Annotated in this window: 24 protein-coding genes and 2 rRNA genes; 17 read left to right on the top strand and 9 right to left on the bottom strand. The window is 68.6% G+C overall.

The genetic code is table 11. The features are described 5' to 3' along the window. Positions 1-13 precede the first annotated feature (13 nt). The 3 genes from pdxR to ABD156_RS33085 are packed head-to-tail and all read left to right on the top strand — an operon-like array spanning position 14 to position 3,141. Positions 14-1,405 (top strand): MocR-like pyridoxine biosynthesis transcription factor PdxR, encoded by a 1,392-nt coding sequence (gene pdxR, locus ABD156_RS33095; RefSeq protein ID WP_344283008.1) that lies wholly within the window; start codon positions 14-16, stop codon positions 1,403-1,405. A 48-nt stretch (positions 1,406-1,453) separates the two neighbouring features. Further along, complete coding sequence (locus ABD156_RS33090; RefSeq protein ID WP_344283005.1) at positions 1,454-1,942, top strand: carboxymuconolactone decarboxylase family protein; 489 nt, start codon at positions 1,454-1,456, stop codon at positions 1,940-1,942. Next, positions 1,939-3,141: an MFS transporter gene (locus ABD156_RS33085; protein ID WP_344283002.1), complete on the top strand. Its 1,203-nt coding sequence runs from the start codon at positions 1,939-1,941 to the stop codon at positions 3,139-3,141. Before ABD156_RS33090 ends, ABD156_RS33085 begins: the two co-directional genes overlap by 4 nt. On the opposite strand, the gene ABD156_RS33080 is transcribed toward ABD156_RS33085, so the two are convergent. Next, on the bottom strand, positions 3,108-4,298 hold the full coding sequence (locus ABD156_RS33080) for an acyl-CoA dehydrogenase family protein (RefSeq protein ID WP_344282999.1): 1,191 nt from the start codon (positions 4,296-4,298) through the stop codon (positions 3,108-3,110). The two genes, ABD156_RS33085 and ABD156_RS33080, sit on opposite strands and share 34 nt — an antisense overlap. Beyond that, the gene (locus tag ABD156_RS33075) at positions 4,295-5,416 is read right to left on the bottom strand and encodes a CaiB/BaiF CoA transferase family protein (protein WP_344285262.1); all 1,122 of its coding nucleotides are present in this window, start codon (positions 5,414-5,416) and stop codon (positions 4,295-4,297) included. The genes ABD156_RS33080 and ABD156_RS33075 overlap by 4 nt, the downstream gene beginning before the upstream one ends. 106 nt (positions 5,417-5,522) lie before the next feature. Between ABD156_RS33075 and ABD156_RS33070 the strand changes: the two genes are divergently transcribed. Continuing rightward, positions 5,523-6,269 carry a helix-turn-helix domain-containing protein gene (locus ABD156_RS33070; RefSeq protein WP_344282996.1) on the top strand — a complete coding sequence of 249 codons (747 nt, stop codon included), beginning with the start codon at positions 5,523-5,525 and terminating at the stop codon, positions 6,267-6,269. Between the two features lie 76 nt (positions 6,270-6,345). Beyond that, positions 6,346-6,825 carry a hypothetical protein gene (locus ABD156_RS33065; protein WP_344282993.1) on the top strand — a complete coding sequence of 160 codons (480 nt, stop codon included), beginning with the start codon at positions 6,346-6,348 and terminating at the stop codon, positions 6,823-6,825. 5 nt (positions 6,826-6,830) lie between these two features. On the opposite strand, the gene ABD156_RS33060 is transcribed toward ABD156_RS33065, so the two are convergent. Next, complete coding sequence (locus tag ABD156_RS33060) at positions 6,831-7,238, bottom strand: MarR family winged helix-turn-helix transcriptional regulator (protein WP_344282990.1); 408 nt, start codon at positions 7,236-7,238, stop codon at positions 6,831-6,833. A gap of 94 nt (positions 7,239-7,332) precedes the next feature. Here ABD156_RS33060 and ABD156_RS33055 point away from each other — a divergent pair, with 94 nt between their 5' ends. From ABD156_RS33055 to ABD156_RS33025, 7 genes are all read left to right on the top strand, one after another. Next, positions 7,333-8,403, top strand: coding sequence for a substrate-binding domain-containing protein (locus ABD156_RS33055; RefSeq protein WP_344282987.1), 1,071 nt, complete (start codon positions 7,333-7,335; stop codon positions 8,401-8,403). Between the two features lie 88 nt (positions 8,404-8,491). Next, complete coding sequence (locus ABD156_RS33050) at positions 8,492-9,127, top strand: AmiS/UreI family transporter (RefSeq protein WP_344282984.1); 636 nt, start codon at positions 8,492-8,494, stop codon at positions 9,125-9,127. Positions 9,128-9,151: 24 nt separating this feature from the next. Further along, positions 9,152-10,189: an aliphatic amidase gene (locus ABD156_RS33045; protein WP_344282981.1), complete on the top strand. Its 1,038-nt coding sequence runs from the start codon at positions 9,152-9,154 to the stop codon at positions 10,187-10,189. Between the two features lie 54 nt (positions 10,190-10,243). After that, positions 10,244-11,290: an AAA family ATPase gene (locus tag ABD156_RS33040; RefSeq protein WP_344282978.1), complete on the top strand. Its 1,047-nt coding sequence runs from the start codon at positions 10,244-10,246 to the stop codon at positions 11,288-11,290. A gap of 79 nt (positions 11,291-11,369) precedes the next feature. Further along, complete coding sequence (locus ABD156_RS33035; RefSeq protein ID WP_344282976.1) at positions 11,370-12,530, top strand: sialidase family protein; 1,161 nt, start codon at positions 11,370-11,372, stop codon at positions 12,528-12,530. Positions 12,531-12,559: 29 nt separating this feature from the next. Then, a complete protein-coding gene (locus tag ABD156_RS33030; RefSeq protein WP_344282973.1) occupies positions 12,560-13,294 on the top strand; it encodes a thioesterase II family protein in 735 nt (244 codons plus the stop codon). A gap of 661 nt (positions 13,295-13,955) precedes the next feature. Next, positions 13,956-14,435, top strand: coding sequence for a nitroreductase family deazaflavin-dependent oxidoreductase (locus tag ABD156_RS33025; protein WP_344282970.1), 480 nt, complete (start codon positions 13,956-13,958; stop codon positions 14,433-14,435). Between the two features lie 208 nt (positions 14,436-14,643). Here ABD156_RS33025 and ABD156_RS33020 read toward each other — a convergent pair whose 3' ends face one another. Beyond that, positions 14,644-15,735 carry a TetR/AcrR family transcriptional regulator gene (locus tag ABD156_RS33020; RefSeq protein ID WP_344282967.1) on the bottom strand — a complete coding sequence of 364 codons (1,092 nt, stop codon included), beginning with the start codon at positions 15,733-15,735 and terminating at the stop codon, positions 14,644-14,646. A 95-nt stretch (positions 15,736-15,830) separates the two neighbouring features. On the opposite strand from ABD156_RS33020, the gene ABD156_RS33015 reads away from it, so the two are divergent. Continuing rightward, the gene (locus ABD156_RS33015) at positions 15,831-17,378 is read left to right on the top strand and encodes an FAD-dependent monooxygenase (RefSeq protein WP_344282963.1); all 1,548 of its coding nucleotides are present in this window, start codon (positions 15,831-15,833) and stop codon (positions 17,376-17,378) included. 956 nt (positions 17,379-18,334) lie between these two features. Here ABD156_RS33015 and ABD156_RS33010 read toward each other — a convergent pair. Then, entirely contained in the window at positions 18,335-18,955 is a 621-nt protein-coding gene (locus tag ABD156_RS33010) for an L-threonylcarbamoyladenylate synthase (protein ID WP_116206505.1), read from the bottom strand. Between the two features lie 83 nt (positions 18,956-19,038). On the opposite strand from ABD156_RS33010, the gene ABD156_RS33005 reads away from it, so the two are divergent. From ABD156_RS33005 to ABD156_RS32995, 3 genes are all read left to right on the top strand, one after another. Further along, positions 19,039-19,758, top strand: coding sequence for an MgtC/SapB family protein (locus ABD156_RS33005; protein WP_344282958.1), 720 nt, complete (start codon positions 19,039-19,041; stop codon positions 19,756-19,758). A 118-nt stretch (positions 19,759-19,876) separates the two neighbouring features. After that, positions 19,877-20,698 (top strand): DivIVA domain-containing protein, encoded by an 822-nt coding sequence (locus tag ABD156_RS33000; RefSeq protein WP_344282955.1) that lies wholly within the window; start codon positions 19,877-19,879, stop codon positions 20,696-20,698. Between the two features lie 674 nt (positions 20,699-21,372). Further along, entirely contained in the window at positions 21,373-21,654 is a 282-nt protein-coding gene (locus ABD156_RS32995) for a metal-sensitive transcriptional regulator (RefSeq protein WP_009081418.1), read from the top strand. A 484-nt stretch (positions 21,655-22,138) separates the two neighbouring features. Here ABD156_RS32995 and ABD156_RS32990 read toward each other — a convergent pair whose 3' ends face one another. Further along, positions 22,139-24,370, bottom strand: coding sequence for a heavy metal translocating P-type ATPase (locus ABD156_RS32990; protein ID WP_344282934.1), 2,232 nt, complete (start codon positions 24,368-24,370; stop codon positions 22,139-22,141). 11 nt (positions 24,371-24,381) lie between these two features. Further along, positions 24,382-24,588 carry a heavy-metal-associated domain-containing protein gene (locus ABD156_RS32985; protein WP_344282931.1) on the bottom strand — a complete coding sequence of 69 codons (207 nt, stop codon included), beginning with the start codon at positions 24,586-24,588 and terminating at the stop codon, positions 24,382-24,384. Positions 24,589-24,702: 114 nt separating this feature from the next. On the opposite strand from ABD156_RS32985, the gene cobF reads away from it, so the two are divergent. Then, positions 24,703-25,464, top strand: coding sequence for a precorrin-6A synthase (deacetylating) (gene cobF, locus ABD156_RS32980; protein WP_344282928.1), 762 nt, complete (start codon positions 24,703-24,705; stop codon positions 25,462-25,464). Positions 25,465-25,577: 113 nt separating this feature from the next. Here the strand turns inward: cobF and rrf are convergent. Next, positions 25,578-25,694, bottom strand: a 5S ribosomal RNA gene (gene rrf, locus ABD156_RS32975). A gap of 99 nt (positions 25,695-25,793) precedes the next feature. Continuing rightward, a 23S ribosomal RNA gene (locus ABD156_RS32970) occupies positions 25,794-25,963 on the bottom strand; the annotation flags it as partial.

Below are 25,963 nucleotides of genomic sequence, written 5' to 3'. Positions count from 1 at the left end.
CTAAAGTCCGGCCATGAAGCGCGCATCGGTGGCCGAGGGTCTCGACCTCTACCTGCCCGTCTCCACGACCCGCCCCGCGCACGCGCTCGAAACCGCCCTGCGCGCGGCGGTGGTCGACGGTCGGCTTCCGGTCGGCACCCGGCTGCCCGCCTCGCGCGCGCTCGCCACGGACCTCGGCATCGCCCGCAGCACCGTTTCCGAGGTGTACTCCCGGCTCGCCGCCGAAGGCTGGCTGGAGAGCCGCGTGGGAGCCGGAACGTGGATCGCCGGCTTCCCTCGACAGGCACAACCAGTTGCCGCACAACGACAATCGCCGCCAGAGTACGAGCTTCGCGGCGGCCTCGCGGACGCTGGCGATTTCCCGCGCAGCCAATGGAGCGCGCAAACCCGGCGTGCACTGGCGGAAATGCCGGTCTCCGCGTTCGCCTACGCGCCGCCAGAAGGAGCGACCGAACTCCGCGACACCCTCGCCGGGTACCTCGCCCGGACTCGCGGCGTGGCGGTCACCGCGGCGGAAGTCCTCATCGGCAGCGGCTTCGGCGACCTGCTTTCGTTGACCTGCCGAAGCATTCGCGCCCGCGGCGGCAAGCGGATCGCCGTCGAGGAGTTCGGGCACGAACGGCACCGGCGCATCATCGCCGAATCCGGACTGGAGATCGTCGCGATCCCGGTCGACTCCGACGGCGCCGACCTCGCGGACACCCAGGCGGACGCCGTCTTCCTTACTCCAGCACACCAATTCCCCACCGGAGTGCCGCTGTCCCCGGAACGGCGCCGGGCCGCGATCGAATGGGCGAACTCCCGCGACGCGCTGATCCTGGAGGACGACTACGACGGCGAGTTCCGTTACGACCGCCGCAGCATCGGCGCGCTTCAGGCCCTCGCGCCGGACCGGGTCGTCTACCTTGGCACGTCGAGCAAGGCCCTCGCCCCGGCGGTCGGCGTCGCGTGGGCGGTGGCCCCGCCCGAACTACTCCCCGAGTTGCTCCGGCAGCGCAACCTCAGCGGCGTCACGCCCAGCGGCCTGCACCAGCAGGTCCTCGCCCGCTTCCTCGACTCCCACGAGTACGACCGCGCCGTCCGCCGACGCCGTGCCACCTTTCGGACCCGCCGCGAACTGTTCGCCCGACTCCTCGCCGAACGCACCCCGGAGCTGCGGCCAGGCGGTCTGGCCGCCGGTCTCCAATGCCTGGTCGAACTCCCGAACACGGCCGCCGAAGAACGCACGCTCGCCGCCGCCCGCCAGTTCGGCGTCGCCCTCGAAGGACTCGCCGACTACCGCGCCCCCGGCGGCGATCCGGACCGCGCCGGGGTCGTCATCGGCTACGGCGCGGTGTCGTCCGCCCGAGCCGCCCGCGCCCTCGCCCTGGCCGCCGACGCACTGGCAAATGGACTGAGTTCCTAGCAACAGATTGGCCGGGAACTCGGTCCATTCGCGACCTAATCTAGGTCCATGACAACGACGAACCCCACTCTGGTCCCGATCCCCCAGCGCCTCGATTTCGACGCGCTGGCCCCGATTTTCTCCCGTGCGATGAGCACTTTGGACGACGCCGCGACCCAGCAGCTCGACCACGCCGGCATCGAGCCGGGCCTGCGCGAACTGGTCCGCCTCCGCGCCTCCCAGATCAACGGCTGCGCGTACTGCGTCGACATGCACTCGCAGGCCGCGCGCAAGGAAGGCGTCACGGCTCAGCGAGTCGACGCGCTCGCCGTCTGGGCGGAATCGGGCCTGTTCACCGCTGCCGAGCGGGCCGCGTTCGCGCTCACCGAGGACGTCACGCGCCTCTCCGAAACGCACGTGCCCGAGTCGACCGTTTCCGACGCCGTCAAGGCACTCGGCGAGGAGGGCGCGGCTGCGGTGATCGCGCTCATCACCGCGATCAACATGTGGAACACGGTCGGCGTGTCGACCCGCTGCTGGTCGGTCAGCCCGGCATGACCAGCGCGCGCACGGCGATCCGGCGGCTCGCCACCGCACAAACCCTGACCTCGGCGGGCGACGGCGCGGTGCTGGCCGTGTCCGCCGTCCACTTCACCACCCGGGTCGGCCTGCCGGCGGGAATCGTGGCGCTCGGGCTGTCGCTCGGCGCCGCGACGAGCCTGACCACCACGGTTCCGTTCGGGACGCTGCTGGACCGGATCGGCGCCCGCCGCGCACTCGCCGCGGCGACCGTCGCCGCGGTCGCGGGCCTGCTGCTTTTCGCCGTCGCGCACACTGTTCCGCTGTACATCGCCGCGTGCGCGCTCTTCGCCTGCGGGCAGAGCGCGCTCGCGGCGGGCCGCCAAGCCGTCGTCGCCACCGTGGTGGCTCCCGAAGGCCGCGTCCGGGCCCGCGCACTGCTGCACACCGCCGTCAACATCGGCATCGGCGCGGGCTCCGGAATCGGCGCGCTCGTCCTGGCCGCAGGCACGAACGCGGTCACCGTTTTCGTTGTGGATGCCGGACTATTCGTCTTCGCCACCGCGCTCTACCTGCACGCCGGACCGGACGCACCCACCGAACGCCAGACCGGCTGGCCGGCCTTGCGCGACCGCTGCTACGTCACCCTGACGTTGCTGGCCGCGATCACCCAGCTGACCATGCCGATCCTCAGCGTCACCCTGCCACTGTGGATAGTCATGCGCAGTTCTGCTCCACAATGGACTTCCGCGGTGGTGCTGCTGGCCAACACCGTGCTCGTCGTGCTCCTCCAGCTGCCGATCAGCCGACAGGTCCGCGACGCCCGCACGGCCCGCCGATCCCTTGCCGTGGGCGGAATCTTCCTGATCGCCGCCTGTTCCGTCTTCGGCTCGCTCGGAGCTTCCACGCACCCGGTGGTCCTGGCGCTAGTGGGCGCGCTCCTGCTCACCGTCGCCGAAACGACCGCCTCCGCCGGCGCCTGGCACCTCGCGTTCAGCCTTGCCCCCGAAGGACATCAGGGCCAATACCAAGCGCTGTTCGCCACCAGCACCGCGCTCGCGCGCATCACCGGACCGATCGTGCTGGTCCCGCTCGTGCTGACGTTCGGCTTCCTCGGCTGGACGCTCGCCGGGCTCGGGATGCTGGCCGCGGCCGCCGCGCTGGCGGCCATGGCCGTCCCTCGCCGGAAATCTCGGCGCAAACCTCAGCGGAAAGCGGACTGCCCGGTGATCGCCTGACCCACCACCAGCGTGTGCATCTCCACGGTGCCCTCGTAGGTGAGCACCGATTCGAGGTTGTTCATGTGCCGGATCACCGGGTACTCCAGCGAAATCCCGTTCGCGCCGAGAATCGTGCGCGCGGTGCGGCAGATCTCGATCGCCTCGCGGACGTTGTTCAGCTTGCCGAGGCTGACCTGTTCCGGCCGCAGCACCCCGGCGTCCTTGCGCCGTCCCAAGTGGATCGCGAGCAGCAACGCCTTCGTGTACTCGAGCGTCATGTCGACAAGTTTCTGCTGCGTCAGCTGGAACGCGGAGATCGGCTTCCCGAACTGCGTGCGGTCCTCGGCGTACGACATCGCCGCCTGCAAGCAAGAACGCGCCGCGCCGACCGAACCCCAGACGATGCCGAAGCGGGCTTCGTTGAGACAGCTCAACGGCCCCTTCAGCCCGGTGACCTCCGGCAGCACCGCATCCGCGGGCAGCCGCACGCCGTCGAGAACGAGTTCGCTGGTGATCGAAGCGCGCAACGACAGCTTGTGCTTGATCTCCGGCGCCGAGAAGCCCGGAGTGTCGGCGGGCACCACGAAACCGCGCACGCCCTTGTCGGTCTGCGCCCACACCACGGCGACGTCGGCGACGCTTCCGTTGGTAATCCACATCTTCCGGCCGTCGAGGACCCAGTCGTCGCCGTCGCGCCGCGCGCGTGTGCGCATGCTGCCCGGGTCCGAGCCGGCGTCCGGTTCGGTCAGGCCGAAGCAGCCGATCGCCTCGCCCGCCGCCATCGACGGCAGCCACTGCTGCTTCTGCTCCTCCGAACCCCACTTCCAGATCGCGAACATCGCGAGCGATCCCTGCACCGACACCAGCGAGCGGATGCCCGAGTCGGTCGCCTCCAGCTCCAGGCACGCGAGCCCGTACTCGGTCGCCGACATCCCCGCGCAGCCGTAGCCTTCCAGGTGCATGCCGAGCACCCCGAGCGACCCCAGGTCCTTCGCGAGACCGCGGACGTCGGGCAGCTCGCCGCGCTCGAACCAGTCGCCGACGTACGGGTCGATCCGCTCGGAGCAAACCCGGCGGACCGCGGCCGCGATCGCCTTCTCGTCCTCGGTGAACAGGTCGTTGAGCCCGGCGGGGTCGCGGGGGTCCAGCGGCGGCAGGGACTTCGTGGCGCTCATTTCTTCTCCTCTGCGAGCCAGCGGCGAATCTCGTCGCTGTGCTGCCCCAGCCGGGGCGGGGCGGTGTAGCGGGCGACCGGCGTGTCCGAGTAGCCGATCGGATGGCGGACCTGGGGCGGCGAATCGCCGACCGGCACGGTGGGAGCGAGACCGAGCGATTCCGCGAGCTTGAACCCGTCCGCGAGATCGCCGACCGGACCAGCGGGCACGCCGACCTCGGTCAGCCGCGCGGCCCAAGCGACCACCGTGTCGGTGCCGAGCTGCTGTTCGAGCGCTGCCCTCAGCTCCGGACGATTGCGGACGCGTTCGGCATTCGTCGCGAACCGCTCGTCGTCGGCCAGCTCCGGAACGCCCAGCACTTCGGCAAGCCGACGGAACTGCCCGTCGTTGCCGCAGGCGAGCGCGAGCACGTCGTCCTTGCAGCGCAACGTTTCGTACGGCGCGATCGAGGGATGCGAGTTGCCCATCCGCTGCGGCGCGCGTCCAGTCGTGAGATACGAGGAAGCCTGATTCGCCATCGAACCGAGCAAACTGGACAGCAGATTCACCTCGATCCGCTGGCCACGTCCGGTCCTCTCGCGGGCGCGCAACGCGGCGAGAATGCCGATGGTGGCGTCCTTCGCGGCGAGCACGTCCACCAGCGCGACGCCGACCTTCGCCGGTTCGTCGGTGCCGGTGATGCTCATCAAGCCGCCCATCGCCTGCACGAGGAAGTCGTAGCCGGGCAGGTCCGCGTCGCCGCCGAAGCCGGAAACCGAGCAGTACACAATGCCCGGATTACCCACGCGGACGGATTCGTAGTCGAGCCCGCGCCGCCCCAGCGCGCCGGACCGGAAGTTCTCCACGAGCACGTCGGCGCGGCGGGCGAGTTCGCGTGCCAACACCAGGTCGTCCGGATCGCCGAGATCGAGCACCACGGACTGCTTGGACCGGTTCGCGCATTCGAAGTACGAGCTGGAGTGCGCCGTCCACGGCGGTCCCCAGCCGCGGGTGTCGTCCCCGGAACCGGGCCGTTCGACCTTGATCACCGTCGCCCCGAGGTCGGCCAGGTTCACGCACGCCAGCGGACCGGCCAGCACCCGGCTGAAATCCGCGACGACGACACCGTCCAGTGGCATGCTCACGAGCGCACCTCCTCACTACGCATACTGGCATCAAAATACGTATTTACGCAACCCGCTGGTCCGGGTAGAGTTCCCGATCACCCGAGGAGAGAAAGCACCGATGCCGACGCACCCCACGCCGGACGGCCGCCCGAGGCCGCACCACCGGATGATCGACCGGGTGTCGACCATCCTGGAGCGGGCCGCGCGCTCCCGGCACGGGGTCACGCTCACCGAGTTCGCCCGCGAGCTCGACGCGCCGATGAGCTCGATCCAGGGCCTGGTCAACGGCCTCGTCGCGACCGGCTACCTCGACGAGCACGACCGCCGCTACTCCCTCGGCCCGGCCCCGTTCCTGCTCATCCGCCTCGTCGGCCGTCCCACGGTGACGACGGTGTCGCACGAGGATCTCGAAGCGCTGCACGAGGAAACCGGGATGACCGCGGTGCTGGCGATCATGGTGGGCAGCGACCTCTATTACGTCGACTACGCCTCGCACGACCCGCGGTACGCCTATCTCGCCGAGGGTTTCGTGCGCCGCTCGCCGATCCGCACGTCGACTGGCTGGATCCTGTTGGCAGCCATGGAAAACCGCGATCTGTGGCCGCAGATCGGCGCACTGCCGCCCTCGGACGCCGAACTGGTCGAGCGTTTTCTCCAAGACCTGACCCGGATCCAAGCCGAGGGCCTGGTCGCCGCGCCCAGTGCTTCGACCGAGGCAGACGGCGTGTCGGTCGCGGTCGTGGAGGACGGCCGGACCGTCGCCGCGGTCGGGATCATGGGCAGCCACACCGAAGTGGCCTCGCGCAAAGACGAGCTGATCGAGGTGCTGACCCGGCATCAGCGCGGTTGGCAGAAGCGGCCCTAGTCTCAGGGTATTCCGGGGTCGCTATTCGGGGCTTGTGCCGGATGTCCTCAAGCACGAACCGGACAAAGCTGGACTCATGTCGCACACGCTTGTCCGGAGGTTCCGCCCGACCGCGTGGACTCGTTCGCTGCAAATCGCCACCGTCGTCTGCTCGCTGGTGTTCACCGTCGGCACGATCCTGCAGAACTTCCTCGTCATCGACCTCGACATGCTTCGCCTCGCGCTGCAGTCGGCCGGGGCCAGCGCGTCCGACGCGCCGGGATTCCTGATCGGACTTCGCACCGTCGGCTGCCTCTACATCGTCGGCAACGCGGTCGGCCTGCTTGCACTGCGGGGCCGGACATGGACGTTCTGGGTCGTCGTGGCCGTCAACGTCACCCAGGCCGCCGGTGTCTTCGCGATCCCGCCCGCGGTTTTCGACGCCTCCGTCACCCTCCACGGACCAGCGGGAATCCTCCCGTCCGCGATCACCGACGGCGGCGCGGCACTGCTCGCCCTGGTCTTGCTCGGCAGCCTCGTCGCCTTCCGCACGCCGTGGGCACAACGCCGGGACTGAACGTCTTACTCGACCTCGACGTCCGACAGCTTCGCCAGCACGCCGCCGTCCGGGTCCAGTTCGCGTTCCACCTCGGCCAGCCGGGCCGTCGCCCGCTGATGCGCGCTGCGTCCGCGCGGCGCGAGATACACTCGGACCCGCCGCCGGTCCTCCGCGTCCACCTCGCGATACGCCGCCGCGGTGGTGACCAGCCGATCGACCACGCGGGTCAGCGTCGGCCCGGTGACCAGCGTGTGCCCGGCGAGTTCGGTCATCGTGAGGCCGTCGCCTCCGGCGAGCGCGTCCAGGACCAGCCAGCCGTCGAGGGACAGGCCCTCTTCTTTGAGCAGCGGCTCGATCCGCAGCGTGACCGCGCGTGCGGTGCGGGTGAGTGCGCGGATCAACGACGCCTCGGCCGCCTGTGCCTGCCTCATCCGCCCGCCCTCGTTCCGCCCTTGCGCAAATGCCTCCGCATTGTAAGACTTCCAAATGGAAGCAAGTCAACCGGCAAAGAAGCCCGGAGCCGGCATGGGACTCGGAGTCGCCAGCCGCGCGAGCGCGTTGCGCGTCGCGCTGGTCGTCCCGCTGCAGGGACCGGCGGGCCTTTTCGGGCCTTCGTGCGAGGCGATCAGCGAACTCGCGGTCCGGGAACTCAACGACGCGGGCGGAATCCTCGGCCGCGAGGTGACGCTGGAAGTCGTCGACGGCGGCGCTCCTCCCGCCCAGGTCGCGTCGTCGGTGCGGCGTTTGGTCGACGCGGGCGAGATCGACGCGGTCACCGGTTGGCACATTTCCTCAGTCCGCAACGCGCTCGCCCCCGTGCTCGCCGACCGCGTGCCGTACGTATACACGTCGCTGTACGAAGGCGGCGAAAGTCGTTCTGGCATCTACTGTTCCGGCGAAGTCCCGCGCGTGCAGATCCAGCCCGCGCTGCGGTGGCTGCGCGACAATTGCGGCGCGCGCAGCTGGTTCGTGGCGGGCGACGACTACGTGTGGCCGCGCGGCTCCGCGAACGCGATCCGGCGCTACGCAAGGGAACTCGATCTCCAGATCGCCGGCGAAGCGTTCGTCGGGCTCGGTTCCGGCGACATGGCGCGGCTCGTGCGCCGCGTCGAAACGTCGGCGTGCGACGGCGTTCTCATGCTGTTCGTCGGACAGGACGCGGTCCGGTTCAACCGCACGTTCGCCGCGCGCGGCCTCCACGAGCAGATGCTGCGCTTCAGCCCGTTGATGGAAGAAAACATGCTGCTCGCCAGCGGAGCCGAAGCGACCCACAACCTCTTCGCGTCCGCCGCGTACTTCCGTTCCCTCGTCACCGCGGACGCGATGGACCTGCTCGGCCGCTACGTCCGCCTGCACGGCCCGGCCGCGCCGCCGCTCAACAACGCGGCCGAATCCTGTTACGAGGGCTTGCATACGCTCGCCGAACTCGCCCGCCGCGCGGGCACTCCGGACATGCGCGCGCTGAACGCCGCCATCGACGGCGTCGCCTACGACGGACCGCGCGGCACGGTCGAATTCCACGGCCAGCAAGCCGCGCAGCACGTGCACCTCGCCGCCGCGCACGGCTGCGACTTCGATCCGATCACCCGGCTCTGACCCGTCCCGCTCCGGTCTTGACGGCCGCCCCCTGTCCATTTATTTTCACTTGACAGTATTTCATCTGGTACCAACTGAGGAGCGTGCGATGAACAACGTCGGCCTGCTCTACGTCGGGGCGGTACTGCTGGTCAACGGGCTGATGCTGCTCGGGCGCGTGCCCGCGCGGTCGGCCGCCGCGCTGAATCTGTTCGTGGGCGGGCTGCAGTGCGTGACGCCGACGGTGCTGATCATCCAGGCGCACGGGGATTCCGAAGCGATCCTCGGCGCGTCCGGGCTGTTCCTGTTCGGCTTCACCTATCTGTACGTCGGGATCGCGAACCTCGCCGGGCTCGAACCCGAGGGCATCGGCTGGTTCTCGCTGTTCGTCGCGGGCGCCGCGCTCGTGTACGCCGGCCTGGCGTTCTGGCGGCAGCACGATCCGGTGTTCGGCGTCATCTGGCTTTCCTGGGCTCTGCTGTGGGGCCTGTTCTTCCTCGTGCTCGGGCTCGGCCGCGAGGAGCTGACCCGGTTCACCGGCTGGACGACCGTCCTGTTGAGCCAGCCGACCTGCACGCTGCCCGCGTTCCTCGCGCTCACCGGCGGCTACCGCTCCACCGGGGCCGCCGCGCTCATCGCGGCGGCGGTCGCCGTCCTGCTCGTCGCCCTCGCCGCGGTGCTCGGATTCCGCGGCAGGCTCCGCTCCGTCCACGACCGCGCGGCGGCCGCGGCGGCCGCGGCCTGACCCTCCATCCAAAGGAGAAATCCCATGCGACACGGTGACATTTCCTCGAGCCCGGACACGGTCGGCATCGCGGTCGTGAACTACAAGATGCCGCGGCTGCATTCGAAGGCCGAGGTGCTGGACAACGCGCGCAAGATCGCCGACATGGTGGTCGGCATGAAGAGCGGCCTCCCCGGAATGGACCTCGTCGTGTTCCCCGAATACTCGACTCAGGGGATCATGTACGACGAGCAGGAAATGTACGACACCGCCGCGACCGTCCCCGGCGAGGAGACCGCGATCTTCTCCGCCGCCTGCCGCGAGGCCGACACCTGGGGCGTTTTCTCGATCACCGGCGAACAGCACGAGGACCACCCGAACAAGCCGCCGTACAACACCTTGGTGCTGATCGACAACCACGGCGAAATCGTGCAGAAGTACCGGAAAATCCTGCCGTGGTGCCCGATCGAAGGCTGGTACCCGGGCGACCAGACGTACGTCACGGACGGCCCGAAGGGCCTGAAGATCTCGCTGATCATCTGCGACGACGGCAATTACCCGGAAATCTGGCGGGACTGCGCGATGAAGGGCGCCGAGCTGATCGTCCGCTGCCAGGGCTACATGTACCCGGCGAAGGACCAGCAGGTTTTGATGGCGAAAGCCATGGCCTGGGCCAACAACTGCTATGTCGCGGTCGCCAACGCTGCCGGATTCGACGGCGTGTACTCGTATTTCGGCCACTCCTCGATCATCGGTTTCGACGGCCGGACGCTCGGCGAAACCGGCGAGGAGGAGTACGGCATCCAGTTCGCCCAGCTGTCGCTTTCGGCGATCCGGGACGCACGCGAGTACGACCAGTCGCAGAACCACCTGTTCAAGCTGCTGCACCGCGGTTACTCGGGCGTGCATGCGGCCGGTGACGGTGACAAGGGCGTCGCGGACTGCCCGTTCGAGTTCTACCGCACGTGGGTCACCGACGCGCAGAAGGCGCAGGAGAACGTCGAGGCCATCACGCGCAGCACCGTCGGCGTCGCCGAATGCCCGGTGGGCGAGCTGCCAGTCGAAAAGACCAAACAGGCCTGATTTTCGCTGGCTGCCGATTTCGGTTTTCGGTTTTCGGTTCAGGGAAAGGACACCATGCCGTTCATCACCGACAGGTACCACGACCAGAACCGGAACCGGCAGCCAGCCGCTCCGGCCCCCGCCCCCGTTCCGTCCACCCCGGACACTCCCGACGCATTGGCTCAACGCCTGCGCAGCCGCGTCCTTGGCCAAGACCCAGCCATCGACGCCGTCGTCCGAGCCATCACCCTGGCCCGCGCCGGAGCAACAGAACCCGACTGTCCACCCGCGACAGTGTTGCTCCTCGGCCCCACCGGCGTAGGCAAAACCGAACTGGTCCGCCAAGTCGCCGCCGCGGTGCGATCCGGCCCGGACGACCTGTGCCGAGTCGACATGAACTCCCTGGCCCAAGAACACTATGCCGCCTCTTTCAACGGTGCCCCACCCGGATACGCCGGGAGCAAAGAAGCCTTCACCGTCTTCGACCGATCCACTGTGGAGGGTGACCCGTACACCCCCGGAATCGTCCTCTTCGACGAGGTCGAAAAGGCCCACCCCACCGTCCTGCGCGCCCTCCTGGGCGTACTGGACAACGGAATCCTGCGCCTCGCGAACGGTCAGGAGAAAATCTCCTTCCGCAACACCTTCGTCTTTCTCACTTCAAACCTGGGATCGAAGGAACTGGCCCGCCGCCGAGGTTCCCGCTGGCGCTCGCTCCTGGACCGCGGCCACACCCGCCGCACCGTCGTCGACAAAGCCCTGCAGTCGTTCTTCGACCCGGAATTCCTGAACCGCATCGACGAAACGGTGATCTTCGACGAACTGGACCGCACCACCATCGAACAAGTCGCCCGCCTGGAAACCGACCTGCTGCGTTCAAGGCTCCGCCGCCGCGGCGTCGACCTCCAGGTAGACGATTCTGCCGTCCACCTCCTCGCTCTCGAAGGCTTCGACCCGATCTACGGCGCCCGCGGCCTGCGCCGAACCCTCCGCACCCGCCTGGCCGCCCCAGTAGCAGCGGAAATCATGCGCGTACGCCCGACCGGCACCGCCCCGCTGTCGATCACCGCCACCGCCGCGAACGGAACCATCCGCGCGACCGCCACCGATCCGGAGTCTTGACGCCGCGCGACCGCCTCTCTAAGTTCTCCGGACATAGGACGTCGGACATCCCATGTCCGGAGCGAGAGGCGGTCCCCCGGTGCTCCCGAGAACAGTCACGCTTGCGCTCGCCGCAACCCTCTTGAGCCTCACTCCGACCCCGCCGCCCGCGAGCGCGAGCGGCAGCTGCACGTCGTCGGCCCCGTTCGTCTCCGGCACCGAGGGCTACCACACCTTCCGCATCCCAGCCGCAGTCCGCGCCGCGAACGGCTCGCTGATCGCCTTCGCCGAGGGCCGCCGCGACTCACCCGGCGACTCCGGCGCGATCCAAACGGTCGCCAAAACCTCCCGCGACGGCGGCTGCACCTGGGGCGACCTGCGCGTAGTAGACAGCAACGGCGAGGCCACCGCCGGAAACCCGACCCCAGTACTGGCCCGCAACGACGACCTAATCCTGCTGACTGTCCACAACGGACCCGTCAGCGAAAAAGCCATCATGTCCGGCACGGTGTCGCCGCAAGACACCCGCCGAGTCTTCGTCCAGCGCAGCCCCGACAACGGCCGCACCTGGACCCCGGCCCGCGACATCACCGCCACGACGAAACTCCCGAACTGGCGCTGGTACGCCGCCGCCCCCGGCCACGCGACCCTCCTCAAACACGGCCGCTACGCAGGCCGAATCATCGTCCCCGCCAACCATTCCAGCGCGCCCGCCGCAGGTTCGGCAGATGTAGGAACCGAAGCCAAGTACTACGGCGGCCACGACCTCTACAGCGACGACAACGGCCGCACCTGGCACATCGGCTTCACCGACGACCCCACCGACGGCGTCCTCGCCCCCAACGAAACCACCGCCACTGAGCTTCCGGACGGCACCGTGTACTTCTCCAGCCGCAACCAGGGCTCCGCCCCAGAACACCGCCTAGACGCCTACAGCACCGACGGCGGCCGCACCCTCACTCGTCCCTACCAAGTGCAACCAACCCTGTCCGGCCCGAAGGTAGAAGGCAGCGTCCTGCAAACCACCGACCGCCGGATCCTCCTCTACTCGGGCCCCTCCGACAGAGCGATCCGCCGCACCATGCAACTCCGAACCAGCTCCGACGGCGGCAAAACCTGGCACCCGTCGACAGTTCTCGCCGACGCCCCCGCCGGCTACTCCGACCTGGTGCAACCAGACCGCAAGACCATCGGCGTCCTGTACGAAACCGGCGAAACCAGCGCCTACGAAAAGATCGAATTCCGCCGCTTGCCCCTGTGACGACGCCCGCCGCCGGTAAAATCGCCCGCATGACGGACCCGTGGCTACGCCGCTTCCACCCCGCCGACGATGCCCCCGCCCGTTTGGTGTGCCTGCCGCACGCAGGCGGTGCAGCCCCGTTTTTCCATCCTCTGTCGAAGGCAATGTCCCCCGCCGTCGATGTCCTGGCGGTGCAATACCCCGGCAGGCAGGACCGCATGGCCGAACCCGCCCTGCGCACCATCGAGGCCTTAGCCGACAGCGTCACCCAGGCGTTGCAGGCATGGCTGGACCTCCCGGTGGTGCTGTTCGGCCACAGCATGGGTGCGACGCTCGCGTACGAGGTAGGCCTCCGTCTGGAGGAACGCGGCACGCCCCCGGAAGCAGTAGTGATCTCCGGCCGCCGAGCCCCGTCCCGCCAGGTGAACGAACGAGTCCACCTCCAGGACGACGACGGTCTGCTGTCCGAAATCGAAGGCCTGGCAGGCACGGATCCGAAGGTGCTGCGAGACCCGGAACTGCGAGAACTGTTCCTGCCAGCCCTGCGCGCGGACTACACGGCCATCGAGACGTACCACCCGAGCGCGGGCCCGCTCACCGCGCCCATCCACGCCCACACCGGCGACGCCGACCCCCACGCCCCCGTAGCGGACGTCCAAGCCTGGTCGTCGCACACCCGAGGAGACTTCACCCTGACCACCTACCCCGGCGGCCATTTCTACCTGGTAGACCACACTCCGGCGATCACGGACGCCCTGCTGAAACTCACCACAAGCGGTTTCTAACTTCCTCTGCGCGGCTGAGTTGGCCCACGCTTGCTTACCCCTGCCTCGTTGACCTCCGCTTGCCGACCCCTGGCACCGCTGCCAGTTCTTCGCACCCTGCCGACCCGAACGCCTTGCCGCCAGCGCAACTCGCCAATGTCGGCCTCGGCCACTCGATCCCCGCGGTCTTCAGGTCTCAGACACCTTCTCCAAGCACGCGGCTCTTCTGGTGCCGGTTTCTCAAACTCTTTCCCGCCGATCACCCCGAAGATGGCCTCCACCAGCCTCCTCTGCCCGGGCAGAGGAGGCTCATCTACCCGCCGCTACCACGATCGACCCGCCTCGCGATCCCCACTAGGCCTTCCACCAGCACCTCATCCCCACCATCCCGACGATCGACCCACCCCGCGATCCCCACTGGACCGTCCCCCAGCCATCAGCGCCTCTCACCACCCCTTGCCGTCCAACCCTTCGTACTGCATTCCCTTCGCCGTCCAACCCTTCGTACTGCATTCCCTTCGCCGTCCAACCCTTCGTAGTGCAGCCCCTTCGCCGTTCAACCCTTCGCACTGCAGCCCCTTCCCCCGCACCAACTAAGCCCGCGCAAGTGCCACCCCGCCTCCCCCTCCGTCCGAGACTCCACCCGTCAATCGTTCCTGCACCGCCCCGTAGGCTGCCGATCATGGAATTGCGCAGGATGTTCGCCGGTTTGGGCCGCAGCAAGGCATTCGCCGCGTTCGGCCAAGCGATGATGCCCGCAGACCGCCTCCTCCTCCGCATCAGCGGCGGCCGCGTGGGCGTAGGCGCGGCAGTCGGACTGCGCACCCTCCTGCTCACCACCATTGGCCGCACGACGGGCGAACCACGCCAGGTCCCGCTGCTGTACGTCGAACGCTCCGGCGGATACATCGTGATCGGCTCCAACTGGGGCGGAGAACGCCACCCCGCCTGGACCGCGAACCTCCTGTCCCACCCCGACGCGACAGTCTCCGTCCACGGCCGCACCTCGCCGGTCCGAGGCCGCCTGCTGAAAGACGCCGAACGCCAGGAAATGTGGGACGCCGTCGCCTCCTACTGGCCCGCCTACGACCGCTACGCCGAACGCGCCGCCCACCGCGAAATCCGCGTCTTCCTCCTGGAACGCACAAACCCAGCCACCTGACCGAGCCGGTCCCGGCTCCCCCAGCCCGACCGAGCCGGTCCCGGATCTCCCGGTCTGACCGCACTTGGCCAGCCAACTCACCTGCCCGGAAACCCGCCTACCCTCCCCGCGGAAGGAAGCTCAGCCCTTCCCAGATCGCGGGGTTCATGTGCATCGTCAGCAGGAACTTCACGTCGTTCTCCCCAGCAGCCGGCCCAGGCGCACCAACCTAGCGGAGCCGGGCGGCGATGCCGTCGAGCAGACATTCGAGGCCAAGCTCGAACTGCGCGTCCTCAGCCGCCGCCTCGGCCACCTTCCACGCGCCGGCAGCAGCTTCCGCATCCACCGACTGACCCGCTCCCCCCGCCGCATCTGTCCCGGCGACCGCCTGGCCAGCCCCAGCCGATCCGGGACGACTCCCGCCCCGTCGACTAACTCCAGCCGCACCCCGTCGAGCCTCCGCGGCCCGACCAGAGCCAGCCACCTCGCGAGCAGCGTCAGCCACCCGCCCAGCCTCAACGACCTCCGCATCCGACCCGACGCTCGGCCCAGCATCCGACCCGCCAGCACCGGCCGCCCGGCCAAACTCCTCCGGCTCCGCGCCTGACCCAGCACCGTCCGACCCGGCACCGTCCGAGCCAGCCTCGGCACTCTCACCAGCCGCGTCGTGCCGCTCGGCCAGAAAGCTCTCCAGCACGCGCACGAGCAACGGATACGGCCCGTCCTCCGACACGACGTCGCCGAACCAGGCCCGCGCCTGCCGCTGCACGTCCACCACGTCGACGAACGCGTTGCGCTGCCACATCGCCCGCTCTTCGGCCCACTGCAGCGCCTGCCCAGTGACATATCCGTCGAGCAGCCGGGCGTACCCGAGCGCCGACGAGAGGTCCTGACCCAGCCGGTCGAACGTCGCCAGCACGAACTCGGTCCGCCGGCTCGCATTCGGCCCCGCGGGAGGCCTCTGGTGCACGAGCCGGGCGTACCACGGATGCCGCTTCGTCATAGTCCACGTGTCGACCGCGACGGCCGTCAGCTCGCCCCGCCAGTCCTCGCCCGGGACTTCCGGAGTGCGCACCTCGCTGTTCGCCAGGTCCAGCATCAGGTCCACCAGGCCGTCTTTGCTGTGCACGTAGCGGTACAGCGACATCGGCGTGGACGCGCCCAACTCCTTCGCCACTGCCCGCATCGTGAGCGCCTCCGCGCCGCCATGGTCGGCGAGGCGCACAGCCGCGTGGACGATGTCGACCCGCCCGAGGCCCCAACCGCGTTCTGGCGGCTCAGGCAACAGCCAAATCGGCGGTGTCGGCCCTTGATCTCCCATTCATCTCCCTGTCTCCAGCCCGCTTGCGTACATAGTACATCGTCATGTACAACGTACACAAGATGTACAACGTACACGACCCTGGGGGTTGCGAAATGACTGCTCGAATTCCTGTTCTGATCTGCGGCGGAGGGATCGCCGGCCTCACCGCGGCACTGCTGCTTCACCGCGAGGGAGTAGCGGCGGTGCTGGTGGAAAAGCACCCCGGCACCTCCCCGCAGCCGAAAGCGCGCCGGTTCAACCCGCGCAGCACCGAGGTGTTCCGCCTGCTCGGCCTCATGGACGAGGTCGAGCGCGCCAGCGCACCGCTCGCGTCGTTCACCGGGATGCTTTCCGGCACGACGCTGGCCGACGCGACTTGGCCGGAGATCACCGACGCGTTGCGCGAGCGGCCGAACCTGCACGCGAAAATGCCCGACCTCAGCCCCGCACCAAGCGTGCTGTGCCCGCAGGACGTCCTGGAACCGGTGCTGCGGCAAGCCGCTGTCGAGCGCGGCGTGTCAGTCCGGTTCGGCACCGAACTGGTGTCGTTCGAGCAGGACGACACCGGAATCACCGCCGAACTGCGCCCAGCGGACGGCGAGCCGTACCAGGTCAGCGCCGATTACCTGATCGCGGCGGACGGCGCGCGCAGCCCGATCCGCACCGCGCTCGGCATTACGCGCAGCGGGCACGGACACCTGGCCGACAATCTCGACGTCTGCTTCCGCGCCGATCTCGCGGAGCTCGTCCGGGACAAACCGTTCAACCTGTGCCGGATCGAAAACCCGGCGGCCTCCGGCGCTTTCGTGTCGGTCAACGGCACCGACCGGTGGCTCTTCTCCACCTCCGACTTCCCCGGCTCGGAATCCCTGGGAGAGGACGGCTGGCGCGAGTTGCTGCGCACCGTCGTCGGCGTGCCGGATCTCGAGGTCGAGGTGCTGAGCCGGATGCACTGGGAGTCGGGGATGTACGTGGCCGACCAGTTTTCCTCCGGCCGGGTCTTCCTCGCGGGCGACGCCGCGCACGCGATGCCGCCAATGGCCGCCGCGGGCGCGAATACCGCGATCGCGGACGTGGCCAACCTCGCCTGGAAGCTCGCCGCGGTGCTCGCCGGCAGCGCGACGCCCGCCCTGCTCGACACCTACCACGCCGAGCGGTACCCGATCGGGTACGCGACCGCGGAGTTCTCCAGCATGGCCAGCGGCCATCTCGGCACCATGATCGCCGCGATCACCAGTGCCGACGCGCCGCGCATCGACCCGCTCGCCGCGCTGTTCGGCGTGCAATACGAACGCGGTGCCTTCGTCCCGGACGGACGTGGCCCCGCACCGGAAGACCGATACGGCCCCGCCGGCCGTCCAGGCACCCGAGTGCCCCACGCTTGGCTCGACGCCACGACGTCCACAGTGGACCTAGCAGGCCCAGGCCTCGTCTTGCTCACCGGGCCGGACAACGCCCGATGGGCAGCCGAGGCCGACCGGCTGGGCCTCCGCCTCGTTCCGATATCGGACGAGGCGTGGCTGGCCGAGACGGAACTCCCCGCCGACGGTGCGCTGCTGCTCCGGCCGGACGCTGTCGTCGGCTGGCATTCGACGTCGGAGGTCCCGCTTGCCGAGGCCCTGTCCCGCCTGCTCAACGTCCCTATGGAGGCAACCGTGTGATCACTTCGACGGTGCCCGGGTTCGCCCGCCCCGCGCGCCAGATCTGCCACACATTCGGCGCAAGAAAGGAGTACTGATCGGACAAACACCTGAAAGCGCGGACCCCCGGTGCCGGTATCTGCCAGCCCGCTTCGGCACCGACCGGTCGGGATCCGCCGCTGTCCCTCCAGGTTGAGCCGCGCCACCGTGCCAGCCCGCACCCACCCGCGGCCCGCGCCTGAGGGAGACTGCTCCGCAATCGCCAGCGGCGGCAGCAGCAGCAGCGTGGATTGCTGCGGCCCGCGCGAACAGGAAGCTAAAGAGCCACGGTTGGCACCGAGGAAGAACACCGGAGCGGCGACCGGCTGCGCTTCGCACCGGACGCGTTACCGGATCGCGCTGCTCGCCGACAAGAGTGCGCGCCACGGGAGCGTTCGTCATCGCAGTGCTCGCCACCGGAGCGCTCGCCATCCGAGTGCTCGCCACCCAGGTGCGCGGCGTCTTCGGCCGTGAGAACCCGACCACAACTTGCGTCAAGAGGAGGTCCGCCAGTACCCGCACTACCGTCCGCTGTCGCTCCGCAGTTGACGCTTCAATCCTCGACAGCGTCGGCGTGCCGGAGCTGAAGATCCCGGTGCGTGCCCGGCGCCGGGACACCAACGCACACTGAGCCGCAGCGGGTCTCAACTGCCAGCAGTCAGGGCCAAATGACCAGCGTTTGCCGCGTCGCCGCAAACGTTCCGTGCCAACAGCAGACGATTCGATGCCGCAGTCGGCAGCCGTCACTTCACACAGCCCGTGACGGTAGCTGCCGCACAAGGACCGTCACGTCAAGAAGTTGTCATGAGCAGCCGCCGAGTCGGGCAATCCGCGTCAAGAGCTGTCGCGCGGAGGTGCCTGTAAACACCGTCCGCACAACACCCGAATCAGGATCCGATCAAGACCCCATCAGGAGGCAAAACCGATGACGACCCTGCTCACTCGAACCGGGACGGGTCTCCCGCCCCGTGCCGCACGACCTCCGCCTCGCCGGAGGAGAAGTCGATCACCGTGGTGGGTTCCACGCCGCAGTCGCCGGAGTCGATCACGGCGTCCAGGACGTGGTCGAGTTCTTCCTTGATCTCCCAGCCCTGGGTGAGGGGCTCGCCAGAATCGGGCAGCAGCAGCGTGCTCGACAGGATCGGCTCGCCCAGTTCGCCGAGGAGTTCCTGGGTCACCACGTGGTCGGGGATCCGCACGCCGACGGTCTTCTTCTTGGCGTGCAGCAGCCGCCGCGGGACTTCCTTCGTCGCCGGGAGGATGAACGTGTACGCGCCGGGCGTGCTGGCCTTGATGGCGCGGAACACCGCGTTGTCGATGTGCACGAACTGGCCCAGCTGGGCGAAGTCCTGGCAGACGAGCGTGAAGTGGTGCCGGTGGTCGAGCTTGCGGATGGTGCGGATCCGTTCCATCCCCTGCTGGTTGCCAATGCGGCAGCCGAGCGCGAAGCACGAGTCGGTCGGGTAGGCGATGAGCCCGTCGTCGCGCAGCAGGTCGACTACCTGGGCGAGCGCGCGGCGCTGCGGGTTCTGCGGGTGCACGTCGAAGTAACGGGCCATTGCCCGAGCTTAGGCGTGCCCGCCGGGCCGGGCGCGCGGGCTCTCCGGAGGCCGGGCACAGTGACGGGCGAGGAGGTACGTCCGTGCATGCTCTCTGGTCCACCGGCGAACAGTGGGAACTGCTGCCGCCGGTGCTGCTCGCCCTGCTGCTGAGCACGGTGATCGGCATCGAGCGCGAGGTCGGCAACAAACAGGCCGGCCTGCGCACGCACACGCTGGTCGGCGTCGGGTCGGCGGTCTTCATGCTGGTGTCGAAATACGGCTTCGCCGATTTGCTCGGCATCGAGCACGTGGCACTCGACCCGTCGCGGATCGCCGCGCAGATCGTGTCCGGCATCGGGTTCGTCGGCGGCGGGCTGATCTTCGTGCGCCGCGACGCGGTGCGCGGCCTGACAACCGCGGCGACCGTCTGGCTCGCCGCGGCCGTCGGAGTCGCGTGCGGCGCCGGGCTGCCCGTGCTGGCCGTCGCGACGACTGCCGGGCTCGTGGTGATCACTCGCGGATTCCCGCCGCTTTCCCGGTTCGTCGCGCGCCATCGGCGGCAGCCGCCGATCCTCCGGTTGAGTTATGCCGACGGACACGGCGTACTGCGCGCCGTGCTCGCCACTTGCACCGATCGGGGCTGGGCCGTCCACCGGGTGGCGGTCGACCGCGAAACAGTTTCCGAAGAGGGGCAACGGATCGCGGTCGTCACCTTGCTGTTGCAGGGGCGCGGCGATCTTCCCGAACTCACCGCGGAACTGGCCGAATTGCCCGGCGTGCGAAGCACCGCGACGGGAACCGAGGACCCGCTCGAAGATTGACCCGCCCCGGACTCACACGGATCGCCGGACTTCAGGCACACTGGAGGCAGTGCGGAAACCCCGGTGCGGCAAGAAAAACGAGCGCCGAGGAGAAACCATCCAAATGGGAGGTGAGAGCATGGCCCCCGGCGGTGGCGAGGACCTGATGTCCGTCCGGCCGTCCTTCGACTCGGCGTGGCGCGGCTATCAGCGCGGCCAGGTCGAAGAATTCGTCACGTGGGTCGAGGCGGAATTCCGGCGCCTCGCGGCGGAACGCGACGCCGTGGCACAGCAGGCGGCCGAACTCGCCGAGCGCAATCGCGAACTGCGCGCGACGGTCGACCGGATCAGCCGCACCCCCATCGAGCCGGACGCATTGCAGGAACGCTCCCGCCGGATGGTCGAGCTGACGCGCGAGGAAGCCGCGGAGATCACCGCCCGCGCCGAGGACACCGCCGCGCGGATCATCGCCGACGCCAAGGCGGAAGCCGTCCGCCTCACTGAAAAGGAACGCGCGCTCGTCGAAGCCGTCTCCGCGGACCGCGTGCAGCAGCGGCAAGAACACGAAGATCTGCTGCGCCGCGCAGTCGAGGAACGCAAAGCCGCGGACGAGGCGGCGGCGAAAGAACGCCGGCGGCTCGAAGAACACCTCACGCGCACGTTGGCCGACCGCCGCACCGACGCACTCCGCGAAATTGCCGACCGCACCGCCACCGCCCGCGCCGAAGCCGACGCGCACCTCCGCCAAGCCACCGACCACGCCACCCGAATCGTCGCCGACGCCGAACAGCGCGTCGCCGAACTCGCCGCCGTCCAGCAACGGATCAAGGCCGCGCTGCGCGGCGCCCGCGAACTGCTGGCCACCGCGAACGCCGACCTCGCGCCGGACGGAACGCCCGTGCCGAACCAAAGACGCACCTCCGCGCTCACCGAAGTCACCGAGGCCACTCCGACTGGCTGACCGCCAGCGCTGGAGACGTCGCTAGGCCTGCTCGACGGCTGGACATCCTCGGCGGCTGGACACCTTCGGCGGGTGATCTACGCGGCGCGGGGACACCCTCGGCGAATGGCCCGCTCGGCGACCGGACACCCTCGGCGGGTGATCTACGGGGTGGGTGGACACCTTCGGCGGGTGGCCTGCGCAGCGGGTGGGCACCTTCGGTGGATGGCTTGCGCGGCGCGTGGCCGCCCACGGCGACCGACCTGCTCGGCGGCCAGACACTTTCGGCGGGTGATCTACTCGGCGCGTAGCGACCCACGACGACTGACCTGCTCGGCGGATGGCCACCACGAGCGCCGACGTCGCGTCGAACCAGTGCCGCCGCACGTGCGCGTCCATGACAGCCGCCCTTGGCTGAGTGCCAGCCCCAGATACGCCGGGCGGTTCACTCAGCGGCGACCGCCGTGCGTGCCGACCTCGCGGCCAACGTGCGCGCTCATCGCAGGCAGCGCGTGGCTTAGCACCAATCCCGGCTACGCCGGGTGGCGTACTCGGGATGGTCGGACGGCGAACCGGTGCCGAACGTCGGCGATCGCCGAAGTCGCCCCGACGGTTGAGCGCCGAACCTGGATACGCCGGGTGGGTATACTGGGGAGTGGACCAACGGGGATGTCGAGAAAAAGGGACGATGTGCGATGACCGGCTACGGCAGTGAACGAGAGGCCTACCTCAAGCGCCTTCGCCGGATCGAGGGGCAGATCCGCGGCCTGCAGCGCATGGTCGAGGAGGACAAGTACTGCATCGACATCCTGACGCAGGTGTCCGCGGCGACGAAGGCGTTGCAGTCCTTCTCGCTGGAGCTGCTCGACGAGCACCTGGCGACCTGCGTCGTCCAGGCCGCGGCCGCGGGCGGCGAGGAGGCGGATCTGAAGGTGCGCGAAGCCTCCGACGCGATCGCTCGGCTGGTGCGTTCCTGACGTAACTCACGACTCGTTCCGCGGAGCGCGGGTGCGGCTAGTCCGACGTTATAAGGCCACACCCGTTGACGCGACGATGGCCGCCGCTGCGGATGGAGGGAAGTGCGCGGATAGTGCACATGCGAGGTCTCCCACGTGATTTGCCCGCTTGATGCATTCCTGAGGCTTACCCGCGCGATGCGTCACCAGGGCTTACCCGAGCGATGCGGTCCTGAGGCCTACCGCGCGATGCATCCCCACGGCCTACCCGCGTAATGAGTTCCTGCGGCAAGTCCTAGCCGGTTCCACCGCACGCGGCTCCCGGTCAATCCGCTGTGCTCACTAGTCCGGCGCTCTCATCGTCCCGCCAGCCCAGCGACTGGTCGCGGTTCCTGGTGCAGCGATCAGCGCCCGAGCAATCCGTAGCCGCCAAACTGCGGAGCCGGCGAACGTTAAAACGGGCCAGCAGCGGGAAGTCCCGCCAACCGGCCCGTCCTCAAGCGAATCAAGCAGCCCGGAAGCGCCGCAACCGCAGGCTGTTCGACACCACGAACACCGACGAGAACGCCATCGCGGCACCTGCGATCATCGGGTTGAGCAGGCCGAACGCGGCCAGCGGCAGTGCCGCCACGTTGTAGGCGAACGCCCAGAACAGGTTTCCCTTGATCGTGCCGAGCGTGCGGCGGGCGAGGCGGATCGCGTCGACTGCTGCGCGCAGGTCGCCTCGGACCAGGGTCAGGTCGCCTGCCTCGATGGCTGCGTCCGTTCCGGTGCCCATGGCCAGGCCGAGGTCGGCTTGGGCCAGCGCGGCTGCGTCGTTGACACCGTCGCCGACCATGGCCACCACTCGGCCTTCGTCTTGCAGTCGCTTCACCACGGCCACCTTCTCCGCGGGCAGCACTTCGGCCACTACCTCGGTGATGCCTGCGGCGTCGGCGATCGCCCGCGCCGCGCCGGCGTTGTCGCCGGTCAGCAGCACTGGACGCAGGCCCAGGGCTTGGAGTTCGGCCACAGCTTGGGCAGAGGTCGGCTTGATCGTGTCCGCGACCACCAGCACGCCTCGCGCCACGCCGTCCCAGGCGACGAACACTGCTGTCGCGCCTTGTTCTTCCGCTGCGGACTTGGCCTCGGCGAGCCGGTCGTCGACCTTCACGCTCCAGTCGGCCAGGAACGCCGCACGGCCGGCTAGGACAGCCGCACCTTCCACGAGGCCGGAGACGCCGAGGCCCTCGGTGTTCCGGAACTCCGTCGCGGACGGGAGGTCACCGACTCGTTCGCGGGCACCGTCTGCGATGGCTTTCGCGATCGGGTGTTCCGAAGCATGCTCGACTGCTCCGGCATAGCGCAGCAGTTCGCGCTCCGTGACGCCTTCCCCGACGTGGACGTCCACCAGGCTCATTCGCCCGGTCGTGACGGTCCCGGTCTTGTCGAGCACCACGGTGTCGACGCGGCGAGTGGACTCGAGCACCTCCGGACCCTTGATGAGAATCCCGAGCTGCGCGCCGCGACCGGTGCCGACCAGCAGGGCGGTGGGGGTCGCGAGCCCCAGGGCGCACGGGCAGGCGATGATCAGCACCGCTACGGCGGCAGTGAACGCCTCGGTGACGTTTCCGCTGGTCAGAAGCCAGGTGACCAGCGTGCCCAGGGCCAAGACCAGCACGATCGGCACGAACACTGCCGAGACGCGGTCGGCCAGTCGCTGTACTGCGGCTTTCCCGTTCTGTGCTTCCTCGACGAGCCGGGCCATCTGCGCGAGCTGTGTGTCCGTGCCGACGCGGGTCGCGCGCACCGCGATCCGGCCGCCGACGTTCACCGTCGCTCCGGTCACGCCGTCACCGACTGCGACCTCGACCGGCACGGATTCCCCGGTGATCATGCTGACGTCGACTGCCGAGCCACCGTCTGTAACCACCCCGTCGGTGGCGATCTTCTCGCCGGGCCGCACCACGAACGTGTCACCGACCCGCAGTTGCTCGACCGGGATTCGCTGCTCGCCACCTCCGCGAAGGACCGTCACGTCTTTCGCGCCAAGTTCGAGCAGGGCTCGCAGCGCAGCCCCGGAGCGACGCTTCGACCGAGCCTCGAAATAGCGTCCGGCCAGGATGAACGTGGTGACGCCCGCCGCGACCTCGAGGTAGATGTTGTCGGTCCCGGATCCCCCGGACACGCTGAACTCGAAGCCGTGCCGCAGGCCGGGCATCCCCGCCATGCCGAAAAACAGCGCGTACAGCGACCACAGCGTGGCGGCCGAGACGCCGAGCGAGATCAGCGTGTCCATCGTCGCCGCGCCGTGCCGGAGGTTGGTCCACGCGGCGCGGTGGAACGGCCACGCTCCCCAGACCACCACCGGCGCGGCGAGCGTGAGCGACAGCCACTGCCAGTTCGTGAACTGCAGCGCGGGGACCATCGCCAGCACGATCACCGGCACCGTGAGGATCGCCGAGTAGAGGAGCCGGTCGCGCAGCGGCCGCGTCTCGTCCTGCTCGGGCTCTTCCGGCTTCTCCGGTTGTGGCGCTTGCGCGGTGTAACCAGTCGCTTCGACGACGCCCACCAGGTCGTCGACCGAAACGGTGGAGGGGTATTCGACGTGCGCCTTCTCGGTCGCGTAGTTGACGCTCGCGCTGACGCCCTCGACCTTGTTGAGCTTCCGCTCGACCCGAGCAGCGCACGACGCGCAGGTCATCCCGCCGATGGCGAGTTCGACTGACTGCACGGGGGCTGGTGTCGTGGTGCTCATGTCACTCCTTTTTACGCGACGACCTGGTAACCGGCCTCAGCGACGGCAGCCTCGACGGCTTCGCGCGAGATCGGCTCCGTACTGGTGACCTTCACGGCACCGGTGGCGAGGTCGACGTCGACCGCCTGCACGCCGGTCAGGCCGCCTACCTCTTCTTTCACCGATCCGACGCAGTGCCCGCACGTCATGCCCTCGACGGTGTAAGTCGCTTCGGTCATCGCCACACTCCCTATGGTGCTCTCTCCTGATGCCTCCTTTATACCCCTAGGGGGTAGCAGTACGCCAGGGGACCCTCTGCCGAACCCGGTTACCCGCCGGGAGAGACTTCACGGATGCGGAAGATCTACGCGATCGGGATCGGCGCCGGCGACCCGGAACACCTCACGGTGCAGGCAGTCGACCGGCTCAATCGCGTCGACGTGTTCTTCGTGCTCGACAAGGGCAGCGCGAAAGCCGACCTGGTGCAGCTGCGCCAGGAGATCCTGGAGCGGTTCGTGAGCCGGCCAGGGTATCGCGTGGTGAGCGCGAAGGACCCGGACCGCGACCGGACGCCCGCCGACTACCGCACCGCGGTCGCCGACTGGCACCAGCTCCGCACGGACGTCTACGAGCAGCTGATCCGCGACGAACTGGCTGACGGCGAGACCGGCGCGTTTCTCGTCTGGGGAGACCCGGCGCTGTACGACAGCACTATCGCGTTGATCGAGGCCGTGCTGGCGCGCGGGAATGTGGCGTTCGACTACGAGGTCGTGCCGGGGATCAGCAGCATCTCCGCGCTGGTCGCGCGGCATCGGACGACGATGAACCAGATCGGCCGGGCTGTGCAGCTCACAACTGGGCGCCGGCTGGCTGATGGCTGGCCGAGTGACGCTGATGACGTCTTCGTGCTGCTCGACGCGCACACCACGTTCGATCAGTATGCGGGCCAGGGCTTGTGGATCTATTGGGGCGCGTACGTCGGGACTCCGGACGAAATCCTGCTGTCCGGGCCGCTGGATGACGAGCTGGCGGCGAAGATCCGGGAGACGCGAGCCGCGGCTCGGGAGCGGCACGGGTGGATCATGGACACCTATTTGCTACGCCGGCCGGAGTGAGGCCGGCGGGCCGCCTTTCGGCCCACTGTTTTTGGGCATAAAAAAAGGGGCGAGACTCCGGGAAAACCTTTTCAGGTTCTCAACCGGGGTCCCGCCCCTTTTTTTCATGTTAAGTTCGGCGGTGTCCTACTCTCCCACAACCCTTCGGTTGCAGTACCATCGGCGCAGTCAGGCTTAGCTTCCGGGTTCGGAATGGGACCGGGCGTTTCCCTGACGCTAAAACCACCGAAACACTCCGAAACAACACACACCCACCAGCCTCGCCCCGTGAGGGGCGAGCGGTGTCGGTGTGGTGTTTCAGAACCGTAGAGTGGATGCGTAACATCTTCGTGGGCAAGTCCTCGGCCTATTAGTACCAGTCAACTCGACAACACATTACTGTGCTTCCATTTCTGGCCTATCAACCCAATCGTCTCTTGGGGGCCTTAACCCACAAAGGGGTGGGATACCTCATCTTGGAACAGGCTTCCCGCTTAGATGCCTTCAGCGGTTATCCCTT

The organism is Amycolatopsis albidoflavus, assembly GCF_039525725.1.
Lineage (GTDB): Bacteria > Actinomycetota > Actinomycetes > Mycobacteriales > Pseudonocardiaceae > Amycolatopsis > Amycolatopsis albidoflava.
This window is presented reverse-complemented; position numbering and strand designations above follow the sequence as displayed.

Coding starts and splice junctions, on each gene's coding strand:
- pdxR (WP_344283008.1), top strand. CDS start 14: ATGAAGCGCGCATCGGTGGCCGAGGGTCTCGACCTCTACCTGCCCGTC.
- ABD156_RS33090 (WP_344283005.1), top strand. CDS start 1,454: ATGACAACGACGAACCCCACTCTGGTCCCGATCCCCCAGCGCCTCGAT.
- ABD156_RS33085 (WP_344283002.1), top strand. CDS start 1,939: ATGACCAGCGCGCGCACGGCGATCCGGCGGCTCGCCACCGCACAAACC.
- ABD156_RS33080 (WP_344282999.1), bottom strand. CDS start 4,298: ATGAGCGCCACGAAGTCCCTGCCGCCGCTGGACCCCCGCGACCCCGCC.
- ABD156_RS33075 (WP_344285262.1), bottom strand. CDS start 5,416: ATGCCACTGGACGGTGTCGTCGTCGCGGATTTCAGCCGGGTGCTGGCC.
- ABD156_RS33070 (WP_344282996.1), top strand. CDS start 5,523: ATGCCGACGCACCCCACGCCGGACGGCCGCCCGAGGCCGCACCACCGG.
- ABD156_RS33065 (WP_344282993.1), top strand. CDS start 6,346: ATGTCGCACACGCTTGTCCGGAGGTTCCGCCCGACCGCGTGGACTCGT.
- ABD156_RS33060 (WP_344282990.1), bottom strand. CDS start 7,238: ATGAGGCAGGCACAGGCGGCCGAGGCGTCGTTGATCCGCGCACTCACC.
- ABD156_RS33055 (WP_344282987.1), top strand. CDS start 7,333: ATGGGACTCGGAGTCGCCAGCCGCGCGAGCGCGTTGCGCGTCGCGCTG.
- ABD156_RS33050 (WP_344282984.1), top strand. CDS start 8,492: ATGAACAACGTCGGCCTGCTCTACGTCGGGGCGGTACTGCTGGTCAAC.
- ABD156_RS33045 (WP_344282981.1), top strand. CDS start 9,152: ATGCGACACGGTGACATTTCCTCGAGCCCGGACACGGTCGGCATCGCG.
- ABD156_RS33040 (WP_344282978.1), top strand. CDS start 10,244: ATGCCGTTCATCACCGACAGGTACCACGACCAGAACCGGAACCGGCAG.
- ABD156_RS33030 (WP_344282973.1), top strand. CDS start 12,560: ATGACGGACCCGTGGCTACGCCGCTTCCACCCCGCCGACGATGCCCCC.
- ABD156_RS33025 (WP_344282970.1), top strand. CDS start 13,956: ATGGAATTGCGCAGGATGTTCGCCGGTTTGGGCCGCAGCAAGGCATTC.
- ABD156_RS33020 (WP_344282967.1), bottom strand. CDS start 15,735: ATGGGAGATCAAGGGCCGACACCGCCGATTTGGCTGTTGCCTGAGCCG.
- ABD156_RS33015 (WP_344282963.1), top strand. CDS start 15,831: ATGACTGCTCGAATTCCTGTTCTGATCTGCGGCGGAGGGATCGCCGGC.
- ABD156_RS33010 (WP_116206505.1), bottom strand. CDS start 18,955: ATGGCCCGTTACTTCGACGTGCACCCGCAGAACCCGCAGCGCCGCGCG.
- ABD156_RS33000 (WP_344282955.1), top strand. CDS start 19,877: ATGGCCCCCGGCGGTGGCGAGGACCTGATGTCCGTCCGGCCGTCCTTC.
- ABD156_RS32995 (WP_009081418.1), top strand. CDS start 21,373: ATGACCGGCTACGGCAGTGAACGAGAGGCCTACCTCAAGCGCCTTCGC.
- ABD156_RS32990 (WP_344282934.1), bottom strand. CDS start 24,370: ATGAGCACCACGACACCAGCCCCCGTGCAGTCAGTCGAACTCGCCATC.
- ABD156_RS32985 (WP_344282931.1), bottom strand. CDS start 24,588: ATGACCGAAGCGACTTACACCGTCGAGGGCATGACGTGCGGGCACTGC.
- cobF (WP_344282928.1), top strand. CDS start 24,703: ATGCGGAAGATCTACGCGATCGGGATCGGCGCCGGCGACCCGGAACAC.